This is a genomic window from Methanococcoides sp. DA23 (assembly GCF_057593895.1).
In genome coordinates, this window is record NZ_CM172520.1 from 1,816,559 (window position 1) to 1,834,378 (window position 17,820).

The following is a 17,820-nucleotide window of genomic DNA, read 5'->3' on the forward strand; positions in this document are numbered from 1 at the left end:
GTAATCATCATCCAAAGCATTCAAACAGCATTGGATAAATGCAATTCTTTAATATCGAACATCATAATTCACACAAGGGTGATCACTTCATGGCCACAGACATAGAACAAAAGGTAATGGAAGCTAAAATGGCATCCATCGTACTTGCAAGTGTAGACACTCAGACAAAGGATAACGCTCTGGAAGCTATGGCAAAAGCACTTGATGCCAACCGTAACAAGATACTGGAAGCGAACAAAGCCGACCTTGAAGAAGCTGAAAGGATGAAAAGCGAAGGCAAGCTTTCGCAGGCACTTGTCGATCGTTTGAAAGTGACCGACCCCAAGATCGATGGGATGATCAGTGGCATACGGGATGTCATAAAGCTGGAAGACCCATCCGGCAGGACAATAAAGACCCTTGAGCTCGATAAGGGACTTGATCTCTATCAGGTCAGCTCCCCGATCGGCCTCATTGGCGTTATTTTTGAATCCCGACCCGATGTGGTGCCACAGGTCATGTCCCTTTGCCTTAAAAGTGGCAATGCAACAGTGTTCAAAGGCGGAAGTGAAGCACTTAACTCGAACCGTGTCATATTCAACATACTTGTGGAAGCTATGGAAAGTATCCAGGGAATACCAAAAGGTGCATTCCAGCTCATGGAAACAAGGGAAGAAGTAATGGACATTCTTGCCCTTGACGAATACATCGACCTTCTTATCCCACGTGGCTCAAACGACTTCGTGAAGTTCATACAGGATAATACCAAGATATCAGTACTAGGACATGCAGATGGTATCTGCCATGTATATGTCGACACTGATGCTGACCTGAATAAAGCCTATGATGTCTGTTTTGACTCTAAGGTACAGTATCCTGCAGTATGCAACGCAATGGAGACCCTGCTCATAAACAGGGAAATAGCCGAAGATTTCCTGCCCGAGATGATAAAAAGGTATGATGCGGCAGGAGTTGAGCTTCGTTTCGATGAAGGATCATACGCCATAGCAGAAGAACTTGGCAGCACGAACATTGCAAAAGCAACCGAAGAGGACTGGAAGACCGAATACAACGACTTCATCCTCTCCATCAAGCTCGTGGATTCAATTGAAGAGGCCATTGACCACATCAACAAGTACGGTTCCCACCATACAGATGCGATCATCACCGAGAACAAAGCAAAGAGAAAGCAGTTCATAGCCCTTGTCGACTCATCCAGTGTAATGGTGAACGCCTCCACAAGATTCGCAGACGGATTCCGTTATGGAAAAGGAGCAGAGGTAGGGATAAGCACCAACAAGATACACGCCCGCGGTCCTGTGGGAATGGAAGGACTTGTCATTTACAAATATGTGCTCCTCGGAAATGGCGACAAGGTCGCAACCTATGCAGGAGACACTCCAAGACCATTCACACACAAAGAACTTGATCGCAAGCTCTCCGACATTATCAACGAATGATGATAAAAAGCATGTGAGGTAGCACTTTGACCAATAGAAAAGAGATATTCGCTGATGCCGAAAAGATCGTTATAAAGATAGGGACAACTTCCATAAGCAAGGAAGATGGTAGTCTTAATAACGAGTTCATGGATACGATAGCATCACAGGTATCTGAACTGCATAGAGCCGGAAAACAGATAATACTGGTAAGTTCCGGTTCCATAGGAATAGGTATAGAAATACTCGACCTTGGATGTCGCCCGAAAGAGATACCCGTACGCCAGGCTGCCGCTGCGGTGGGGCAGGGAGTCCTCATGCAGCACTGGACAGAAGCATTCCACAAATATGGTTTGAACGTAGCACAGATCCTGCTAACATACGATTCATTCACCAACCGCCTGACCTACCTCAACCTCAGGAACAGCATATCCACTCTTTTGAGCTATGGGGTCATCCCCATAATCAACGAGAACGACCCCATCTGCGTCCATGAGATAGAAGCAACCCTTGGGGACAACGATAAACTTTCAGCGATGGTAGCCAGCAAGATGGAAGCTGACCTGTTAATACTCTTTACAGATATCGATGGCCTTTATGACAAAAATCCAAAAAGACACGATGATGCAGTTCTGCTAAGGACCGTTGAAGAGATCACTCCCACCATCGAAAGCTATGGCGGAAACCCTACCAGCATGAAAGGTGTCGGTGGCATGAGGACAAAGATAGATGCCGCCAAGATATGCAATATGTCAGGCTGCTACATGGTCATCGCAAACAGTAATGTCGATGAAGGCATCCGAAGAATACTGGATGGCGAAGAGGTAGGAACCCTGTTCCTAACCAATCAGTTCGTACACAAGAATCGTATACGCTGGATAATCCTTGCCAGATCATCGGGAACCATCGTAGTAGATACCGGCGCAAAGGAAGCATTGACAAAGAGAATGAGCCTTTTGCCATCAGGGGTTCTCGACATTGAAGGCACTTTTGACCGAGGTGACATTGTAAAACTTGAATGTGACGGTTTTGTCTTTGGAAAAGGGATAACGGATTACACATCCGAAGAACTGAAAGCCATCAAAGGAAAACAGACCAACGAGATAGCAGATATACTCGGATACAAGAACTATGATCATGTGGTTCAAAAAGACAATATTGGTCTGTTCAAATGAACGTTCATTTTAAATAAACAGACATTATTTCACAAAACGATAATGTCGTACAATTGGATGACCATAACCTTATTATAATTTTTATTTTATTGTATCCACTCATAGAGACGAAAAACAAAGGTGCTATAATGGAAATAGGGGAAAACGATAATAGCAGTGAGAAGAAACAAAAAATATTGATAGCGGAAGCCGACGAAAGAGAAGCAGAAGCATTGATATCACACCTCTCCCCAAATTATGACATTATAAGGGCCGTAAATGGAAGTGAAGCGGTCATGGTCACAAAAGAGCAACTTCCCGACCTTATACTTTTGAACAGCAACTTACCCGAAATGGATGGCCATGAAGTATGCAGAGTTCTCAAAGGAGAAGAAAGCAACCATATTTTACCGGTCATAATGATAACTTCGGTAATGGACGATGAAGAAAAAACAAAAGCCATCGAATCGAAGGCTGATGATCTTCTCGTAAGGCCATTGGATATTCTTGAGCTCACAACAAGAGTGCGGTCCCTGCTCCGCATGAAGGGACTTCATGGACAACTCATCAAAGAAAGAGATCAGGCACAAAAATACGTAGATGTTGCCGGCTCGATCATCGGAGTTATAGGCAAGGACCTTAAGGTCACACTTGTAAACCAGAAGGCATGTGATGTTCTCGGATATCCTAAAGACGAGATCATCGGAAAGAACTGGTTCGATGCATTCCTCCCCGCATATATCAGAGAAAGAATAAAGGAAGGATATATGGGGGTCCTTGAAGGCGAACTGGTACCGCCGGAATATTCAGAAAAGCCCATTCTCACCAAAACAAATGAGGAAAGATTGATATTCTGGCATGATGTCGTCCTAAGGGATGAGGACAACAACATAATCGGCACCATTAGTTCTGGTGATGATATAACCGAAAGGAAGATCGCAGAAAAGGCAATGGAAGAAGCAAATCGGGAATTAGAGCTTCTTGACACCATAAAGGACCAGTTCCTCACGAACCTGAACCATGAACTTAGAACGCCCCTCATTTCAATAAAAGGATTTACCGAACTTATGTTGAAAGAAGATATGGGACCTATAAATGATGCTCAGAAAAATGCCATTGATGCAGTCCTAAGAAATTCAGACAGATTAAGGAACCTGGTGGAATCATTACTCTATGTAAGCGGAGAACACACAAAGAACATAAGATACAATATGGTCCCGCTTTGCCCCACGAAGATCATCGAAGAGATAATTGAAGACCTTAGCGTTGCAATAAAGAAAAACGGACTTACTATCGAAACAGGTATCCAAAAGGACTTGCCCATAATACAGGGAGATATAGACCGTCTCAAAAGGATGATAGACCACCTTCTGGACAATGCGATCAAATTCACCCCGGCAGGTGGAAAGATAATCGTTTCTGCGCTTAGTGACAGTGAATCAGTAATTATAACTATTGAAGATAACGGAATTGGCATTCCTAAAGAACTTCTATCGAACATATTCAGCCGATTTTATCAGGTAGACGGCTCCACAAGAAGAAAGTATGGAGGAACCGGAGTGGGTCTGCACATATGTAAAAAGATAATTGAAGCCCACAATGGTTCAATATGCGTATCAAGCAAGATCAAGGAAGGCACTATATTAAGAGTGAGACTGCCAATTAAGAAACAGTTCTCCTGTTGAATTGATAATAGAATAGTAATGCATTGCCTGCAAACATTATGAATATAACAGATCGGACTGATTCTGATGAAAAAGGAAAGAACAGTTAAATTGGCCCTGGCCCTTCTCAGCATTATTATTCTTGCAGCTGTATTGAGTTATGCATTATTACCTTACATCAATGCATTTCTGGCGGCATTCATCCTGTATGTCATATTCAAACCAGTCTACTGTTTACTGACGGAACGTCTTAAACTGAAAAGGAATGTATCCGCCATCCTGGTAATGATACTTTCAATGATACTGGTGGTATTACCCCTATACTACGTTTTCACCCTGATAATAGGGGAAATAGAAGTAGTAATAAACAGCATTGCCACAAATATCAGCTATGTGGATATCACGAACAATCTTGATATCATGAGGAATATTGGCTACATAAATGAAATTGCACCAGACATTGATATTCAGGGCAAGATAGTCAGTCTCGCATCCACCATAGGTTCATACCTTAGCAAATATCTCATAGGAGCAGTACAGAACATCAGCGGGCTTCTGATATCAGGCACTATCATGCTCTTTTTGCTATATTATCTGTTCACATCCACCAATACTGATGTTAGCAAACAGATGCAGGACCTCATACCCTTTAGCAAAAGAAATACAAATAAGCTTCTGACAGAGATGAAAAATATCATCCAGTCCACACTAATTGCCACACTTTTGATAGCCGTTCTTCAAGGAACGATCATAGGGATCACATTCTATGCTGTTGGCATAAGCGGAGTAGCCCTCTGGGCAGCTGTCACCACAGTACTGTCATTCTTACCAGTTGTAGGAGCCCCTCTTGTCTGGGTGCCAGCAGTCCTGTTCAAGCTCGTGACACAGGATTATGTTGCAGCCTTAGTGATCCTTATAGCAGGAATTATCCTCAGCAACATTGACAATGTGTTAAGACCTTACATACAGAAAAAAGTAGGTGCAATGCATCCATTTGTATCATTGCTTGGCATCTTTGTCGGTATCTACCTCTTCGGACTAGTAGGTATCGTGGTGGGACCACTCTTGATATCAGCATTCCTATTGATACTTAAAATGTTCAATGAAGAATATGTTCAGGATTGAAACAGAAAAATTAAATGTTAGGCTTTACCTAAAGCCTTTTTAGCTTTTTTGATCCTTCCAACAACTACCTGTTTCAAAACATGTGATACCGGTGTTCTTTTCCCACCCGGTCTGACCTTACCGTTACGTATGGCCTCAAGCACCGACTCAAGCGTCCTATCCTTAGCATCGATCTCAGTATATGAGCAACCGACCATCTTCGCCTCATGTGAATCACTTCCCCCCACCTGTGGAAACCCTAGCTCCATTGTGACCTTCCTGGCCTTGTTGTTGGCAAATCCGGTCACACATCTGGAATTCAGTACTTCCACTGCATCAGCATCCAACCCATCCACATAACCGATGCCATGTGATGTTATCTTAAAAGGATGCGGGATAATCACAACAGCACCAAGTTCCCTTGCACGTTCAATGGTTTCCTCAGGAGTCATGCCCGATTCAATATCCCCTTTCGGGTCAAGCACAAGGATATGGCCCTTCGAAGATGTCACCTCTACCCCAGGAATAACAATTATATCCGAATTGGTCTCCTTTGCCAGACGAGAACAAACAAGGCCACCCTCACGGGTATCATGGTCGCAGATCGCCACACCATCAAGACCGTTCGTTTTCGCATGTTCAAGGATCGAAGCAGGATCGGAATTACTGTCCTTTGAAAAACAGGAATGCACGTGAAGATCAAAACGCATGTATAGAAGGCTGTTCTCTAAACTTATAAACTTTTTGAAGAAAAGAAAGCGAACGGGACGAAGGATTCAATTAAATCGTAGTTTGTGGTGGTACTTTGGGGGTTTGGAGGAAAACCCGTTCGCATTTTACAGAACGATCTCCTCCAATATAAACATTTCGTATGAGCACGAACTATCTGTATATTGTCCCATAAACCCAAGATCATCAGATATTAAATTTACTAACTTTTTGTAATACCTCTTCCCGGGCCTCTATATCCAGAACGATCTGTTCCCCGTAATCGATGCTATGGACTATACCTTCATCATATAGCCATGATACTATCGAAAGACTCTCTTCGGACATATCCAAAGCGATCCGGGAACGGTTCCAATGAGGCAGATTCTCATATATCTCATCCAAAAGCGCTTCAAAGCCATCATCCGAACTTGCAGAGATGAGCACGGGATGAGGGGCAAGATAGCTTATCGCATCAAGTTTCCTTTTTACATCATGAGGATCGACCAGATCCACCTTATTCAGAACAGTGACGATCTCCGCCCCTTCGGTACGCTTCCAGAAAATATCATGACTTACCACAAGCTTTTGTCTTACCACTTCCAGAGGATCGCTCATGTCCACCACAAGGAGGATGACGTCCGCAAGAAAGATCTCATCAAGGGTGGACCGAAATGCATCGACCATCCAATGAGGAAGGTCCTCGATGAAACCAACTGTATCGGTGAGAAGCACACGCCTCTGTTTTATTGAAAGGGAACGAGTGGTAGGTGACAATGTAGTGAACAGCATGTCTTCAACTTCGGTCCCTTCTTTCACAAGCGACTGGAAAAGGGTGCTTTTACCTGCGTTCGTATAACCTGCCAGAGCAACGAGGGAAAAACCCCTTTCATGTCTGAAAGAGCGAAGAGACTCACTGCCCTTACAAGAGCTATGGATCTCGTTCCTTATACGGACTATCCTTTTCTTAACATCCTGCTCATAGGAATCCTCATAACCGCCCAGACCCATAAAACCAGGCCGTTCGTCCTTTTTAAGCAAAGAAACTATAGACCTTGCTTTTGGCAACTCATACTGCAACCTTGCAAGTTCCACCTGTAATTTTGCACGCCTTGTGGTGGCCCTTGAGGCAAAGATCTCGAGGATCAGATTGAACCTGTCGATAACCTCACATTTGCAGGCCTCAGAGATATTATAGATCTGCGTAGTTGACAATTGGTGATTGAAAATGACCTTTTCAGCACCTAATCCATCCACAAGCTCCGCCAGTTCATCGACCTTTCCCCTGCCCACCTGATACTTGCGATCAGGATAACGTGTCTGTGTAAGCACACCCACTACCTTGTAATTGGCAGCTCTTGCCAGCTCCTTAAGCTCAGCAAGCTTTCTCTCATTTGCACCATGATCAGCGCCAGGCTCATTTCTCTGTACAAGGATTACTTTTTTCATGATAGACCTTTTACTATTTTCAGACTGACATTCAGGCTCACTCAATATCGAGCTCTTTCATAAGAAGTTTTCTGGAACTTAAGGAAACATGATGTGCAAACTCTATCGCCAGCCTTTCACTCAAGGATTCCTGATATTTGATCTCCCGAGAGAACATTTTCTTGGATAACCATTCAGGCTGATTGTATAGGTCACCCTTCTCAACAATGATGATCCCAGGGAAAGTGATCTCTGAAACAGTTACCTCGATGATATCTAATATATCGAGTACAGAAGGAGGAGCAGGACTTAAAAATGGTTTAATAACTATCTGTGAGATCGATTCGATATGACTGGCAGAAACCTCCAGAGCAACCGCAGCACAGACCATATAATATCCATCTTCTATCCGATGTCTTCCGGAGATATCGACCGCTATAATAGGGAACATTCTGACACTCACAATTTATTTAATATTAATACGTATTAATCCGATCAATTCCATTCAATTCGACCTAATTTCAATTTGATCGATAACATCCTATCCCTAACTATTGTTTTAAGGATATATTACCCCTTTGAAAGCAAATATGTTGTTGCCAGGACATTATTTCATTAGATCCTTCAGGTATTCCGTATCCTTGAGTATCTTAAAGCTAACAAAACCGCCCACTATCAGGTTCAGGTAAAGAGTGAAGGCACGCCAAGCCACCACAACAATACCTATCAAGTAAACAGGTACGAATAAAGAGAATAGCGATGTTGCACCGAGTTCGGCTATCCCGCTTGAACCGGGAGTTATGGGTAGCACAAGCAAGATCATGAGAAGTACCTGTGCAGCAAAAGAAATAACAATCGCAGGTGGCTGGTTCAATCCCATGAGAATGACGGGAACCATTGCAAATTCAACTATCCAGAAAAGGATAGTATAGACACTTCCAAAGAACAGCCCTTTACGTCCTTTTGTGACAAAGAAGGCCATACTGTTATGAAAATCGTCAATGACCATATCCAATTTATCTGTGAGCCTTTCAAGACGTGGACGTTCGGCCTTTCCAGTAAATACAGCAACACGATGGATCATATAATTAAATGCCCTCTTTGTATGATGGGGATGCCATACCGCATATATCACTATCAGGAAAGTAAGGGACAGTAGCAATTCACCCATCACTACCAGAGTGTTCAGCCCGGAGATCGATATCACACCACGAAACAGATGCAGTGCTATCGGAGCAGAGACCAGTATCAGTACTCCATCAAGTAATCTTTCCCCAAGGACCACAGCTGTTGCAGACCCCACAGGCACATTTTCCTGACCGAGCAGATGTACTCTCAATGGCTCACCGCCAATAGATGAAGGCGTAACCGATGCAAGGAAAGTACTTGAGGTCACAATCTCAACGGCCCTTGGGATAGCAACATCGAAGCCGAGATATCTGCACATTGACCTTGTACGCAAGCCCCAAAGAAGATAGGATAACAGGTGCAGGCATAATGCAACTATAAGGAATTCAGGTCTTATATTACGAATACTTTCCAGTGTTTGGGGATCCAAAGTGTAGAAAACGACAGCAATAATAGATATGATGCTAATAAAAAGAGAAATTATCAACCATTTTTTCATATTATTCAAGTTCGATCATCCCTACAATTGTGGATCAGCTTAACACAAAACTACTATTCCATATATTAGTAGTCCCATATAAGGAATTTGTTGCGATATATCGTCGAGTGTTGCGATATTCAAAATGTATAAATACAATACGTGCGAATACTGGCCAACTAAAAGAGATGTTTTAATAATAAAATATCTGTTTTGTCTTAATTTCTGAGGAATGTCAATGGATTCCAAAAATGAAGAGAACAACATACCCGATAGAACTGCTACCGACATAGAGGGCGGAACTGTTAAACGGAAGTGGCAGGAAATGTTGTATCATCGGGCTTATGACCACCCATTGATATCGAACTATCAACCATACGCACTTGCTGCGACCATAGTATTCGGACTTATGGCATTACAGATCGACATAGAACAATATATAGGACTTAGTCCATCCCTGAACTATGCAGATATTATGGTGATGATAGAGGGCAATGCCGTCACATACATACAGGCTTTTGCAACCCCCTGGCTCACGTATTTTTCAGCTTTTATCTACCTGATAGGGTTTTCAGTTCTATTGGTGGGAACATTCCTCATATTCGTATACAAAAAAGATTCAAAAAGCCTTCAGGAATTCTCCATAGCGTTCACACTTATCTACCTCGTAGCATATCCATTCTACATATTGTTCCCGGTATCTGTCACGAGCAACACCCTTCCGAACATGGCCCCTTTGCTTTACGGACTAGACCCTTCAATAGTTAAGATAGTGCACATGTGCGATCCAACCCTTGACAACTGTTTCCCCAGTCTTCATGCTGCACTCTCCCTTATGGCGATGCTTATTATTTTGACAAGGACAGAGAATTTAGGATTAAAAGCATTAGCTGTCTTTACGACCATAAGCGTCCAATTCACCATACTTTATCTTGGCATCCACTGGATAACAGATCTGATAGGAGGTATAATGCTGGCATTCACAAGTTATTATGTTGCAACAAGGTATCGGGAACTGATCGTCACGAAGTCCAGCAAATTTATCACTGGAAGATACGAAAATAAGGCTGGTAAACGATCATGAAGATAATGCTATTTGTCTGCGGAGAAGGGCTGGGACACACCAGCCGATGCATATCCCTTGCACAACAAATGAAAGCTTCCGGTCATGAGGTGCTTATCGGAGCATATGGATATTCAAAGGACCTTATTGAGAAAAAAGGATTACGAACAGCAGAGATGGTGCCTGAGATACAGCTGGTCGGAGACTCGGGAAGTCTCGATATTAAAAGCTCGGTGATCGCGACCTTCAAAAGCAGACAATTTCTGGGAATAGGAAAAGTATATCGAAAGATAAAGGATTTCGACCCGGATATTGTGGTTTCTGACAGTTACTACACAGGCATCTTTTCAGCATGGATGAGGAAAAAACCGGTATATCTGATGGTAAACCAATCCAATATGGAAGAGTTCTTCATGGGAAAAAGCTTTTTCATGAAATATATTGGAAAAATAACAAAAATATTTTACAGCATGGTATTCAGGAAAGTAGATGGAATTATTGTACCGGACTTTCCAATGCCAAATACCATTTGCAAGTATAATCTTGATTTTGAAGAAAGAGTTCTCGATTCTGTATTCTATAGTGGACCACTTGTTGGGAAGAAGTACAAGGAAGTACGTGAAGCGGAGCTTACGAGACCACATGTACTGTCAACAATAGGAGGATTCGGATACAGGGAGCCATTGTTCCACAAGGTCATCGAAACCGCCAGACTTGACAGAAATATCAATTACACACTCTTATCCGGACCAAGTGTCGATCCCGATAAGTTCACAGATCTGCCGGAAAACGTCACCATAATGAAATTCATCGAGGACCAGTTCCCATATCTGAAAGCTTCCGATCTTGTTATCGCACCTGGAGGGCATAGTATGATGATGGAAGCATTATCCTTTGGTGTACCCATTCTATCATTTCCGGATATGGGACACAGTGAACAGGAGAACAATGCAATATCCCTTGAAGAGGAAGGATGCGGAAAACACCTTGATTATTCCACATCTCCCGAAAAGCTTCTTGAGCATATCCATCAGTTAATAGAGGATGAGGCTTACAAAGAAAAGGCACAGTACTTGCGCAGTCTTTCACATGCACTTAATGGACCTGAAGCCATTACGGAAATGCTTGGATCAAAACATATGAACCAGGGTTCACAAAAGAGATCATAAACTCATTTTGATAGTTTTGATTGGAAAAACTAGTATCAAATAAAATATGACTTTGAGGGACAACAAATGCGATCAAATAAACAAAGATCTGTTATTTTAAACGAATTTTTCAGAAAAAGTGTACATGTTGTATCCCTATCAATCGTTTTTATCTATTATTATATGGGAAAAGAGTTCACACTTGATTTTTTGACACTGGTGCTTTGCTTTGTCTTACTAATAGATTTTTTCAGAGTCGAAAGGAAATTAAAGATCCCAATTGTTTGGAAACTTTATAGATCAAAGGAAAAGGACAAACTTAGTGGAACTTCATATTTTTTGATCGGAAGTATAATCGCCATCAGTGTATTCTCAAAAGAAGTTGCTTCTGCAGCAATACTAATGACTACTTTTGGAGATACTGCAGCAGCTTTGGTAGGGATCAGTTATGGTAAAAGGTGGATAAAAAGCCTTCCAGACAGGGCATGGGAAGGTGTATTTTCGGAATTCTTTGTGAACTTGGTCATTGGTTATTTATTCCTTTCAAATTGGATCGTAGCTTTAGCAATGGCTTTAGCAGCTACAATAATTGAAACTTTGATATACAAGTTAGATGACAATTTAATTATACCACTATTTTCAGGTATTACTGGCCAGCTTGTTTTGATAGCATATTCTTCATTATAATGAGATCAAGGTATGGCATAAAGTACAATATAATAAAGTCATTTATTTGATCAGTCTCAATTAGTTTTGTAGATATCCTCAAATGAGCCAAACATATGATCTTGGCATGACTATTGAGATCGTGTATAAAGCATAAGGACCAGAACTCACAAAAGAGATTATAAGTATTACAACATATTAGACCAAGCTTTTACAGACCATACTTCCAGTGGTGTATTGAATGATAATCCCAGAACCGATCGAGAATGAAGTAAAGTTACTTGGAGGCACAGAGGGTATAGCCCTTCGAATAGCGAACGAGGATAAACTTGCAGAACAAAGCGCTATACATCATGCACTATCTTCCACCATACGATTGAAAATACTTAGCCTCATTCTTGTGCAACCTCTTTGTGTCTGCCTCATCAAAGAGATAATGAAGATGTCAGATTCCAAATTATCATACCACCTTTCGATCCTTGTTGACAGCGGACTTATTAGAAGGGAAAAGAAAGGGAACTGGATAATCTACCACCCTACCGAAAAGGCGGAAAAGTATAGAGTGGAAGTATAAGGAAAATATGAAGTTTAAATATAAAATGGAACGATGAGGCTAAGCCATAGACTCGATTTCCTTTTTTACATAGATATCCGGCATTTTTAGATCAATAAGTAGAATTTATATTATAGATATCAGACCAGCAATTAGAATAGGTGGAACCATAACAAGATCTAAGAGAATTAGATGATGAATAAGTTGAATGGGCCTAACCGGATTTGAACCGGTGATCGCCCGGTTATGAGCCGGGCGCTCTAACCTGACTAAGCTATAGGCCCGCGCACAAAAAGAAGAAAATGAGCGCCGCCAACAGGGCTCGAACCTGTGACATTCTGGTTAACAGCCAGACACTCTACCAACTGAGTTATGGCGGCACTTGATGGCGCTTCAACGCACGATTCCTCATAATGCAGCTATCGGATTTAAACCTTTTGTTTGGAAGCATCAAATGGGTCACAACAGGCTTGAATTTTGCCCAATTATGCGACAAATAAATGGAAAAGGTAGATTCAAGCCCCACAATATTCGCCATAGATGACAATAGGTGCCCCACAGTTGCCGCATTTGTGCTCCGGAGTGAGATTATTATCCTGCACATCGAAGACACCTCGTGCAATAACAGGCTCACCACAGGATGGACAAAAAGTGTTCTCATATTTATGCCCGAACACATTACCGAGATAGACATACTTCAATCCCGCTTCTAATGCGATCCTGTGTGCCGTTTCCAGGGTCTCAACGGGAGTAGGAGGAAGATCTTTCATTTTGTAGTGGGGCTGGAACCTTGTGAAATGAACAGGAGTATCCTCGCCTAGGTTATCAAACACCCATTCGGAAAGCTCACGCAACTCATCCTCAGAATCATTTAACGTAGGAATTACAAGGTTTACTACCTCAACATGCATCCCAAGCTTCCTCGCAAGCTTTGCAGACTCCAGAACAGGTGCAAGCCGGGCACCCACGACTTCCTTATAGAATTTTTCTGTAAAAGCCTTGATATCCACCCTGAAAGCATCAAGATAGGGGGATATGTGTTCCAGTGCCTCAGGTGTGATGTAGCCGTTGGTCACATAGACCGTGTTCAGTCCAGCCTCTTTTGCAAGCTTTGCAGAATCATAGGTATATTCATACCATATGGTAGGCTCATTATACGTCCATGCTATCGACTTACATCCCGTAGCGATAGCCCGCTCTATGGCCTGTTCGGGAGTTATTTCTATCGAATGTGCCTCATCGAGGCTGACCTGTGAAATTGTCCAGTTCTGACAGTGTTTGCACCTGAAATTGCACCCGATGGTCCCCAAAGAATAAACGGATGAACCTGGATTAAAATGGAAAAGTGGTTTTTTCTCGATCGGGTCGACGGCTTCACTGGAAACCGTAGCATAGATCAAAGAATAAAGAGTACCCTCACGATTCTCACGTACCCCACAAATACCGGTCTTGCCCTGAGAGATCCTGCAACGATGATTGCACAGGCTACACCTTACTTTCCCGTCTTCCAGCTTTTCATAGAACATTGCTTCTTTTATCATCCCATTCCCCAAAACTACAATGAGTTGATGGTTAAAAAGATTATTGAATAATTCACCTCATCCTCAACGGCAGATCCATACTGAACAAAGTAGAGCTAATGAAACAATAGTTCAGAGATCCGGAATAGAAACAATAAAATTAATTTGACCCTATGAAAAAAGATAATAAAAATAAGATGATCCCCTTGAAATTAAGGGGATACTAACCCTATCAGATCAGTAATTTCGGGTCACCATATAGTCTGCAACAGCAAGAAGAATGTTCTTTGCTTCGGAATCACCAAGGATATCGAGCATTTTCTTACCCCTCTCAAGTGTTTCTGTGGAAAGGTCCTGTGCATATTTTATTGAACCCGAGTCTTCGAGAATAGAAACCGCTTCATCTATCTGTTCTGGAGAAACTGAACCACCCTTGCCGAATATATCCAGTTCGACACCATGGTTGAGTGCATGAATAGCTATCAGAGTCCTCTTTCCTTCAATGAGATCACTGCCTCTGACCTTACCAAGGACATCTTCAGGAGTTACCATATCGATGATATCATCCTGTATCTGGAAACTTATGCCAACAAGACGACCGAATTCATACATAGCATCAGCAACCTCATCGGAAGCTCCACCCAGAAGTGCACCTACTTTAGCTGCTGCACCGTAAAGCACCGAGGTCTTCTTTTCGACCATTTCAAGATACTCTTCTTCTGAAACTGTATCGCGTTTCTCAAAATCTATATCCATCCACTGACCTTCACATATCTCGGTACAGGTCCTGGAAAGAAGTGCAACACATTTCAGAATACTTTCAGGATCCTTTTCCATAACAGAAAGGATCTCAAAAGCTTTTGAATAAAGAGTATCTCCTGCAAGGATAGCGCCTTCGCTTCCCCACTTTACATGGACAGCAGGCATTCCGCGCCTTACATCGTCATTGTCCATGATATCATCATGAACAAGGGTGAAATTGTGGACCAGTTCCAGTGCAACGGCTGCCGGGATAACTGACATAGGGTCACCGCCGACAGCTTCAGTGGAAAGCATGAGAACCGCTGGGCGAAGACGCTTTCCACCAGCATCAGGTAAATATCTCGAAGCTTTATAGAGCTCTTCCGGATGTGAGATCGGAAGAAATTCTCCTATACCCTTATCAACATATACACTTCGTTTTTTTATCTCATCCATAAGATCCATGTGTTCACACCCGATTTAATTTAAATAATCATTCTTCAATATATAGTTCTTCACCATTTCTAAGCATGTGGACCGTATCGCCAAGGATATAGCCTGCATCTTCCGCCATTTCGATGTAAGCACTGTGCATCTCGATGTTTCCGTGTGCAGGGATCACATGTTCAGGATTGATCATTCTCAGAAGTTCCCAGTGGTCTTCACGGTAAGCGTGACCTGAAACGTGCACATCATCATAGATACGGCCGCCCTTCATCTTAAGCTTGGTCTCGAGTGCATAGCGGTTTGCTTGCGTCATAGGGCTTGGGATGATATTTGCAGAGAATATTATACGGTCACCGGATTCAATTTCAAATGGTGTGTCACCACTTGCAACACGTGAAAGGATAGCACCTGGTTCGCCCTGATGACCTGTAACGATAGGCAAGTATTTTTCTTTGCCTTCTGCCATGATCTTCTTGAACGCCCGGTCGATATCCTTACGTTTACCGTATATCTCAACATTCTTCGGGAAATCGATATATCCCATGTTCTTTGCAGTTACCACATATTTGTCCATGGAACGTCCCATGAGCACAGGTATACGGCCCATCTCTCCTGCAACCTGAATGATAGAGTTGATACGTGCAATGTGAGATGCGAATGTAGTGACTATCATACCGGCATCGGATTCCTCGGTACCCAGAAGTACATCGCGCACCATATCATGAGCGATCTTTTCTGAGGGAGTCTTACCTTTACGGTTTGCATTGGTACTCTCTACCATCATGCAAATGACACCTTCCTCACCAAGCTCCCTGAGCCTTTCAAAGTCAGGCGCCTCACCAAGTGTTGGTGTGCGGTCAAGCTTGAAATCACATGCGTAAAGGACAGCACCTACAGGTGTATGTACTGCAACGAACACCGCATCGATTATACTGTGCTGTACACGGATAAGTTCAATGGAAACATTATCGTTTATCCTATAGGTGTCACCAGCCTCTACCGGAATGATCTTGTTCTTGACACCGAACTTACGTTCGGAATCGATCTGCTGCTTTACAAGGGCTACCGTATAAGGTGTACCGATGATAGGAGCAGTGTACCTGTGAGCAAGTTTTGGTATTGCACCGATGTGGTCAAGGTGACCATGCGTACAAACAATAGCAACAACGTTGCCGTTGACCTGTTTCATGATAGTATCATCAGGTATTGCACCCATTTCTATAAGCTCAAGGGAATGCATCTTATCAATTTCCACATCCTCATGTATCTGGACCCTATCTAATCTCAGACCCATATCTACTATAATGATGTCTTCGTCAACTCTTATAGCAGTCATATTACGACCCATTTCGTTATAGCCGCCTACTGCTATGATTCCAATATCTGTCATCTAATTCCTCCAATTTATCTGTATTTTCTAATTCAATGATAACTTTCGGTCATCTGACCAAAAAATGACTGTGAATTTCGGCTTTAGTAGCCCTATCAAAGGTCAGACCTTATGTCAAGGTCCTTAGGATCAAAACCACGTTGTGTGATGTATTCCTTTGTCCATCCGGTCACAGTGACCTTTGAACTTGTACGAAGCTCATTGATATTGCCACATCCGCAAAGGAACATTGCGACCCTTAGTTCATTTAGCATCTTGGACATGCTTGAGGCAACCTCATCTTTTCCAATAAGAGCAGGTCCCACAAAAGGAAGGGCTGCACTTGCAGCATACGCACCAAGGGAAATAGATTTCGCAATATCGAGACCTGTTCGCACACCACCCGTCGCCACCACAGGAACAAAGCTTCTGCATTCAAGGACGCTGGAAACAGTAGGTATGCCAAAGTCCCAGTAGAGATTGCCCAGATCCTCGGAGATCACATCACCGCTATCATGTGCCCTATATACTTCCACACCTGACCAGCTTGTACCTCCGACACCGCCCACATCAATTGCACTTACACCTGCTTCCTTCAACAATGCAGCATCTTCCTTTGAGATACCGGCACCGGTTTCCTTTGCAATTATAGGGACATTGAGAGAACAAACCTCTTCGATCATTTCGAGCACACCTGTAGCATCCCGATCACCCTCAGGCTGTATTGCTTCCTGAAGGAAATTCAAATGTACTGCCAGAGCATCCGCATCCAGCATATCAACGAGTTTCTCTATTGCTTCGATACCATATTCCTTTATCTGGGCTGCACCCACATTTCCATAAACGAATGCATTTGGTGCTTTATCACGGACCACACTGAAAGAGCTTTCCTGCTCAGGGTCCTCGATAGCAGCCCTTTGACTTCCCACTCCGATCCCCACACCCAATTCCTCAGCGGCTTCCGCAAGAGCGGCATTTACCGGTGTGGTGTCTGGATGACCACCTGTAATAGATGCTATAAGGAATGGAGCCTTCAATGATCTCCCTAAAAATTCGGTGGACAGATCGATATCGTCCATATGTATCTGTGGCAATGCCTTGTGTATAAGCATAACATCATCGAATCCGGATGTTACGTTCCTGGATTCCACTGGACGTTTTGCACAAAGTTCAAGGTGCTCGATCTTTCTCTTGGATGTACTCAAATCTATCAAACCTGTTAATGTATTAT

General features: G+C 42.8%; 16 protein-coding genes and 2 tRNA genes. 8 read left to right on the forward strand and 10 right to left on the reverse strand.

The window, feature by feature from the left end; all coding sequences use genetic code 11:
• The first annotated feature begins 89 nt into the window (after window positions 1-89).
• From AC20MK_RS08920 to AC20MK_RS08935, 4 genes are all read left to right on the forward strand, one after another.
• Window positions 90-1,439 (forward strand): glutamate-5-semialdehyde dehydrogenase, encoded by a 1,350-nt coding sequence (locus AC20MK_RS08920; RefSeq protein WP_487355485.1) that lies wholly within the window; start codon window positions 90-92, stop codon window positions 1,437-1,439.
• Window positions 1,440-1,465: 26 nt separating this feature from the next.
• On the forward strand, window positions 1,466-2,593 hold the full coding sequence (proB, locus tag AC20MK_RS08925; protein ID WP_487355486.1) for a glutamate 5-kinase: 1,128 nt from the start codon (window positions 1,466-1,468) through the stop codon (window positions 2,591-2,593).
• Between the two features lie 128 nt (window positions 2,594-2,721).
• The gene (locus tag AC20MK_RS08930; protein WP_487355487.1) at window positions 2,722-4,257 is read left to right on the forward strand and encodes a sensor histidine kinase; all 1,536 of its coding nucleotides are present in this window, start codon (window positions 2,722-2,724) and stop codon (window positions 4,255-4,257) included.
• A 66-nt stretch (window positions 4,258-4,323) separates the two neighbouring features.
• Window positions 4,324-5,361: an AI-2E family transporter gene (locus AC20MK_RS08935; protein WP_487355488.1), complete on the forward strand. Its 1,038-nt coding sequence runs from the start codon at window positions 4,324-4,326 to the stop codon at window positions 5,359-5,361.
• A gap of 17 nt (window positions 5,362-5,378) precedes the next feature.
• Here AC20MK_RS08935 and AC20MK_RS08940 read toward each other — a convergent pair whose 3' ends face one another.
• From AC20MK_RS08940 to AC20MK_RS08955, 4 genes are all read right to left on the reverse strand, one after another.
• Window positions 5,379-6,050: a CehA/McbA family metallohydrolase gene (locus tag AC20MK_RS08940; protein WP_487355489.1), complete on the reverse strand. Its 672-nt coding sequence runs from the start codon at window positions 6,048-6,050 to the stop codon at window positions 5,379-5,381.
• 205 nt (window positions 6,051-6,255) lie between these two features.
• Window positions 6,256-7,497: a GTPase HflX gene (gene hflX, locus AC20MK_RS08945; RefSeq protein ID WP_487355490.1), complete on the reverse strand. Its 1,242-nt coding sequence runs from the start codon at window positions 7,495-7,497 to the stop codon at window positions 6,256-6,258.
• 37 nt (window positions 7,498-7,534) lie between these two features.
• On the reverse strand, window positions 7,535-7,927 hold the full coding sequence (locus tag AC20MK_RS08950; protein WP_487355491.1) for a DUF2209 family protein: 393 nt from the start codon (window positions 7,925-7,927) through the stop codon (window positions 7,535-7,537).
• 156 nt (window positions 7,928-8,083) lie between these two features.
• Window positions 8,084-9,103, reverse strand: a complete 1,020-nt coding sequence (locus tag AC20MK_RS08955; protein WP_487357095.1) for a lysylphosphatidylglycerol synthase transmembrane domain-containing protein — start codon at window positions 9,101-9,103, stop codon at window positions 8,084-8,086.
• 217 nt (window positions 9,104-9,320) lie between these two features.
• Between AC20MK_RS08955 and AC20MK_RS08960 the strand changes: the two genes are divergently transcribed.
• From AC20MK_RS08960 to AC20MK_RS08975, 4 genes are all read left to right on the forward strand, one after another.
• Window positions 9,321-10,166, forward strand: coding sequence for a phosphatase PAP2 family protein (locus AC20MK_RS08960; RefSeq protein WP_487355492.1), 846 nt, complete (start codon window positions 9,321-9,323; stop codon window positions 10,164-10,166).
• Entirely contained in the window at window positions 10,163-11,314 is a 1,152-nt protein-coding gene (locus AC20MK_RS08965; protein WP_487355493.1) for a UDP-N-acetylglucosamine--N-acetylmuramyl-(pentapeptide) pyrophosphoryl-undecaprenol N-acetylglucosamine transferase, read from the forward strand. Before AC20MK_RS08960 ends, AC20MK_RS08965 begins: the two co-directional genes overlap by 4 nt.
• A gap of 162 nt (window positions 11,315-11,476) precedes the next feature.
• Window positions 11,477-11,980, forward strand: coding sequence for a diacylglycerol/polyprenol kinase family protein (locus AC20MK_RS08970; protein WP_487355494.1), 504 nt, complete (start codon window positions 11,477-11,479; stop codon window positions 11,978-11,980).
• A gap of 220 nt (window positions 11,981-12,200) precedes the next feature.
• A complete protein-coding gene (locus tag AC20MK_RS08975) occupies window positions 12,201-12,533 on the forward strand; it encodes an ArsR/SmtB family transcription factor (protein ID WP_487355495.1) in 333 nt (110 codons plus the stop codon).
• 188 nt (window positions 12,534-12,721) lie between these two features.
• Here the strand turns inward: AC20MK_RS08975 and AC20MK_RS08980 are convergent.
• The 6 genes from AC20MK_RS08980 to fni form a co-directional block, all read right to left on the reverse strand.
• Window positions 12,722-12,796 (reverse strand) — tRNA-Ile (locus AC20MK_RS08980).
• Window positions 12,797-12,819: 23 nt separating this feature from the next.
• A tRNA-Asn gene (locus AC20MK_RS08985) sits at window positions 12,820-12,892 on the reverse strand.
• Window positions 12,893-13,027: 135 nt separating this feature from the next.
• Window positions 13,028-14,053 (reverse strand): AmmeMemoRadiSam system radical SAM enzyme, encoded by a 1,026-nt coding sequence (gene amrS, locus AC20MK_RS08990; protein WP_487355496.1) that lies wholly within the window; start codon window positions 14,051-14,053, stop codon window positions 13,028-13,030.
• A gap of 216 nt (window positions 14,054-14,269) precedes the next feature.
• Window positions 14,270-15,238, reverse strand: a complete 969-nt coding sequence (locus AC20MK_RS08995; protein ID WP_487355497.1) for a polyprenyl synthetase family protein — start codon at window positions 15,236-15,238, stop codon at window positions 14,270-14,272.
• A gap of 28 nt (window positions 15,239-15,266) precedes the next feature.
• A complete protein-coding gene (locus AC20MK_RS09000; RefSeq protein ID WP_487355498.1) occupies window positions 15,267-16,610 on the reverse strand; it encodes an RNase J family beta-CASP ribonuclease in 1,344 nt (447 codons plus the stop codon).
• A gap of 95 nt (window positions 16,611-16,705) precedes the next feature.
• Entirely contained in the window at window positions 16,706-17,794 is a 1,089-nt protein-coding gene (gene fni, locus AC20MK_RS09005; protein WP_487357096.1) for a type 2 isopentenyl-diphosphate Delta-isomerase, read from the reverse strand.
• Window positions 17,795-17,820 lie beyond the last annotated feature (26 nt).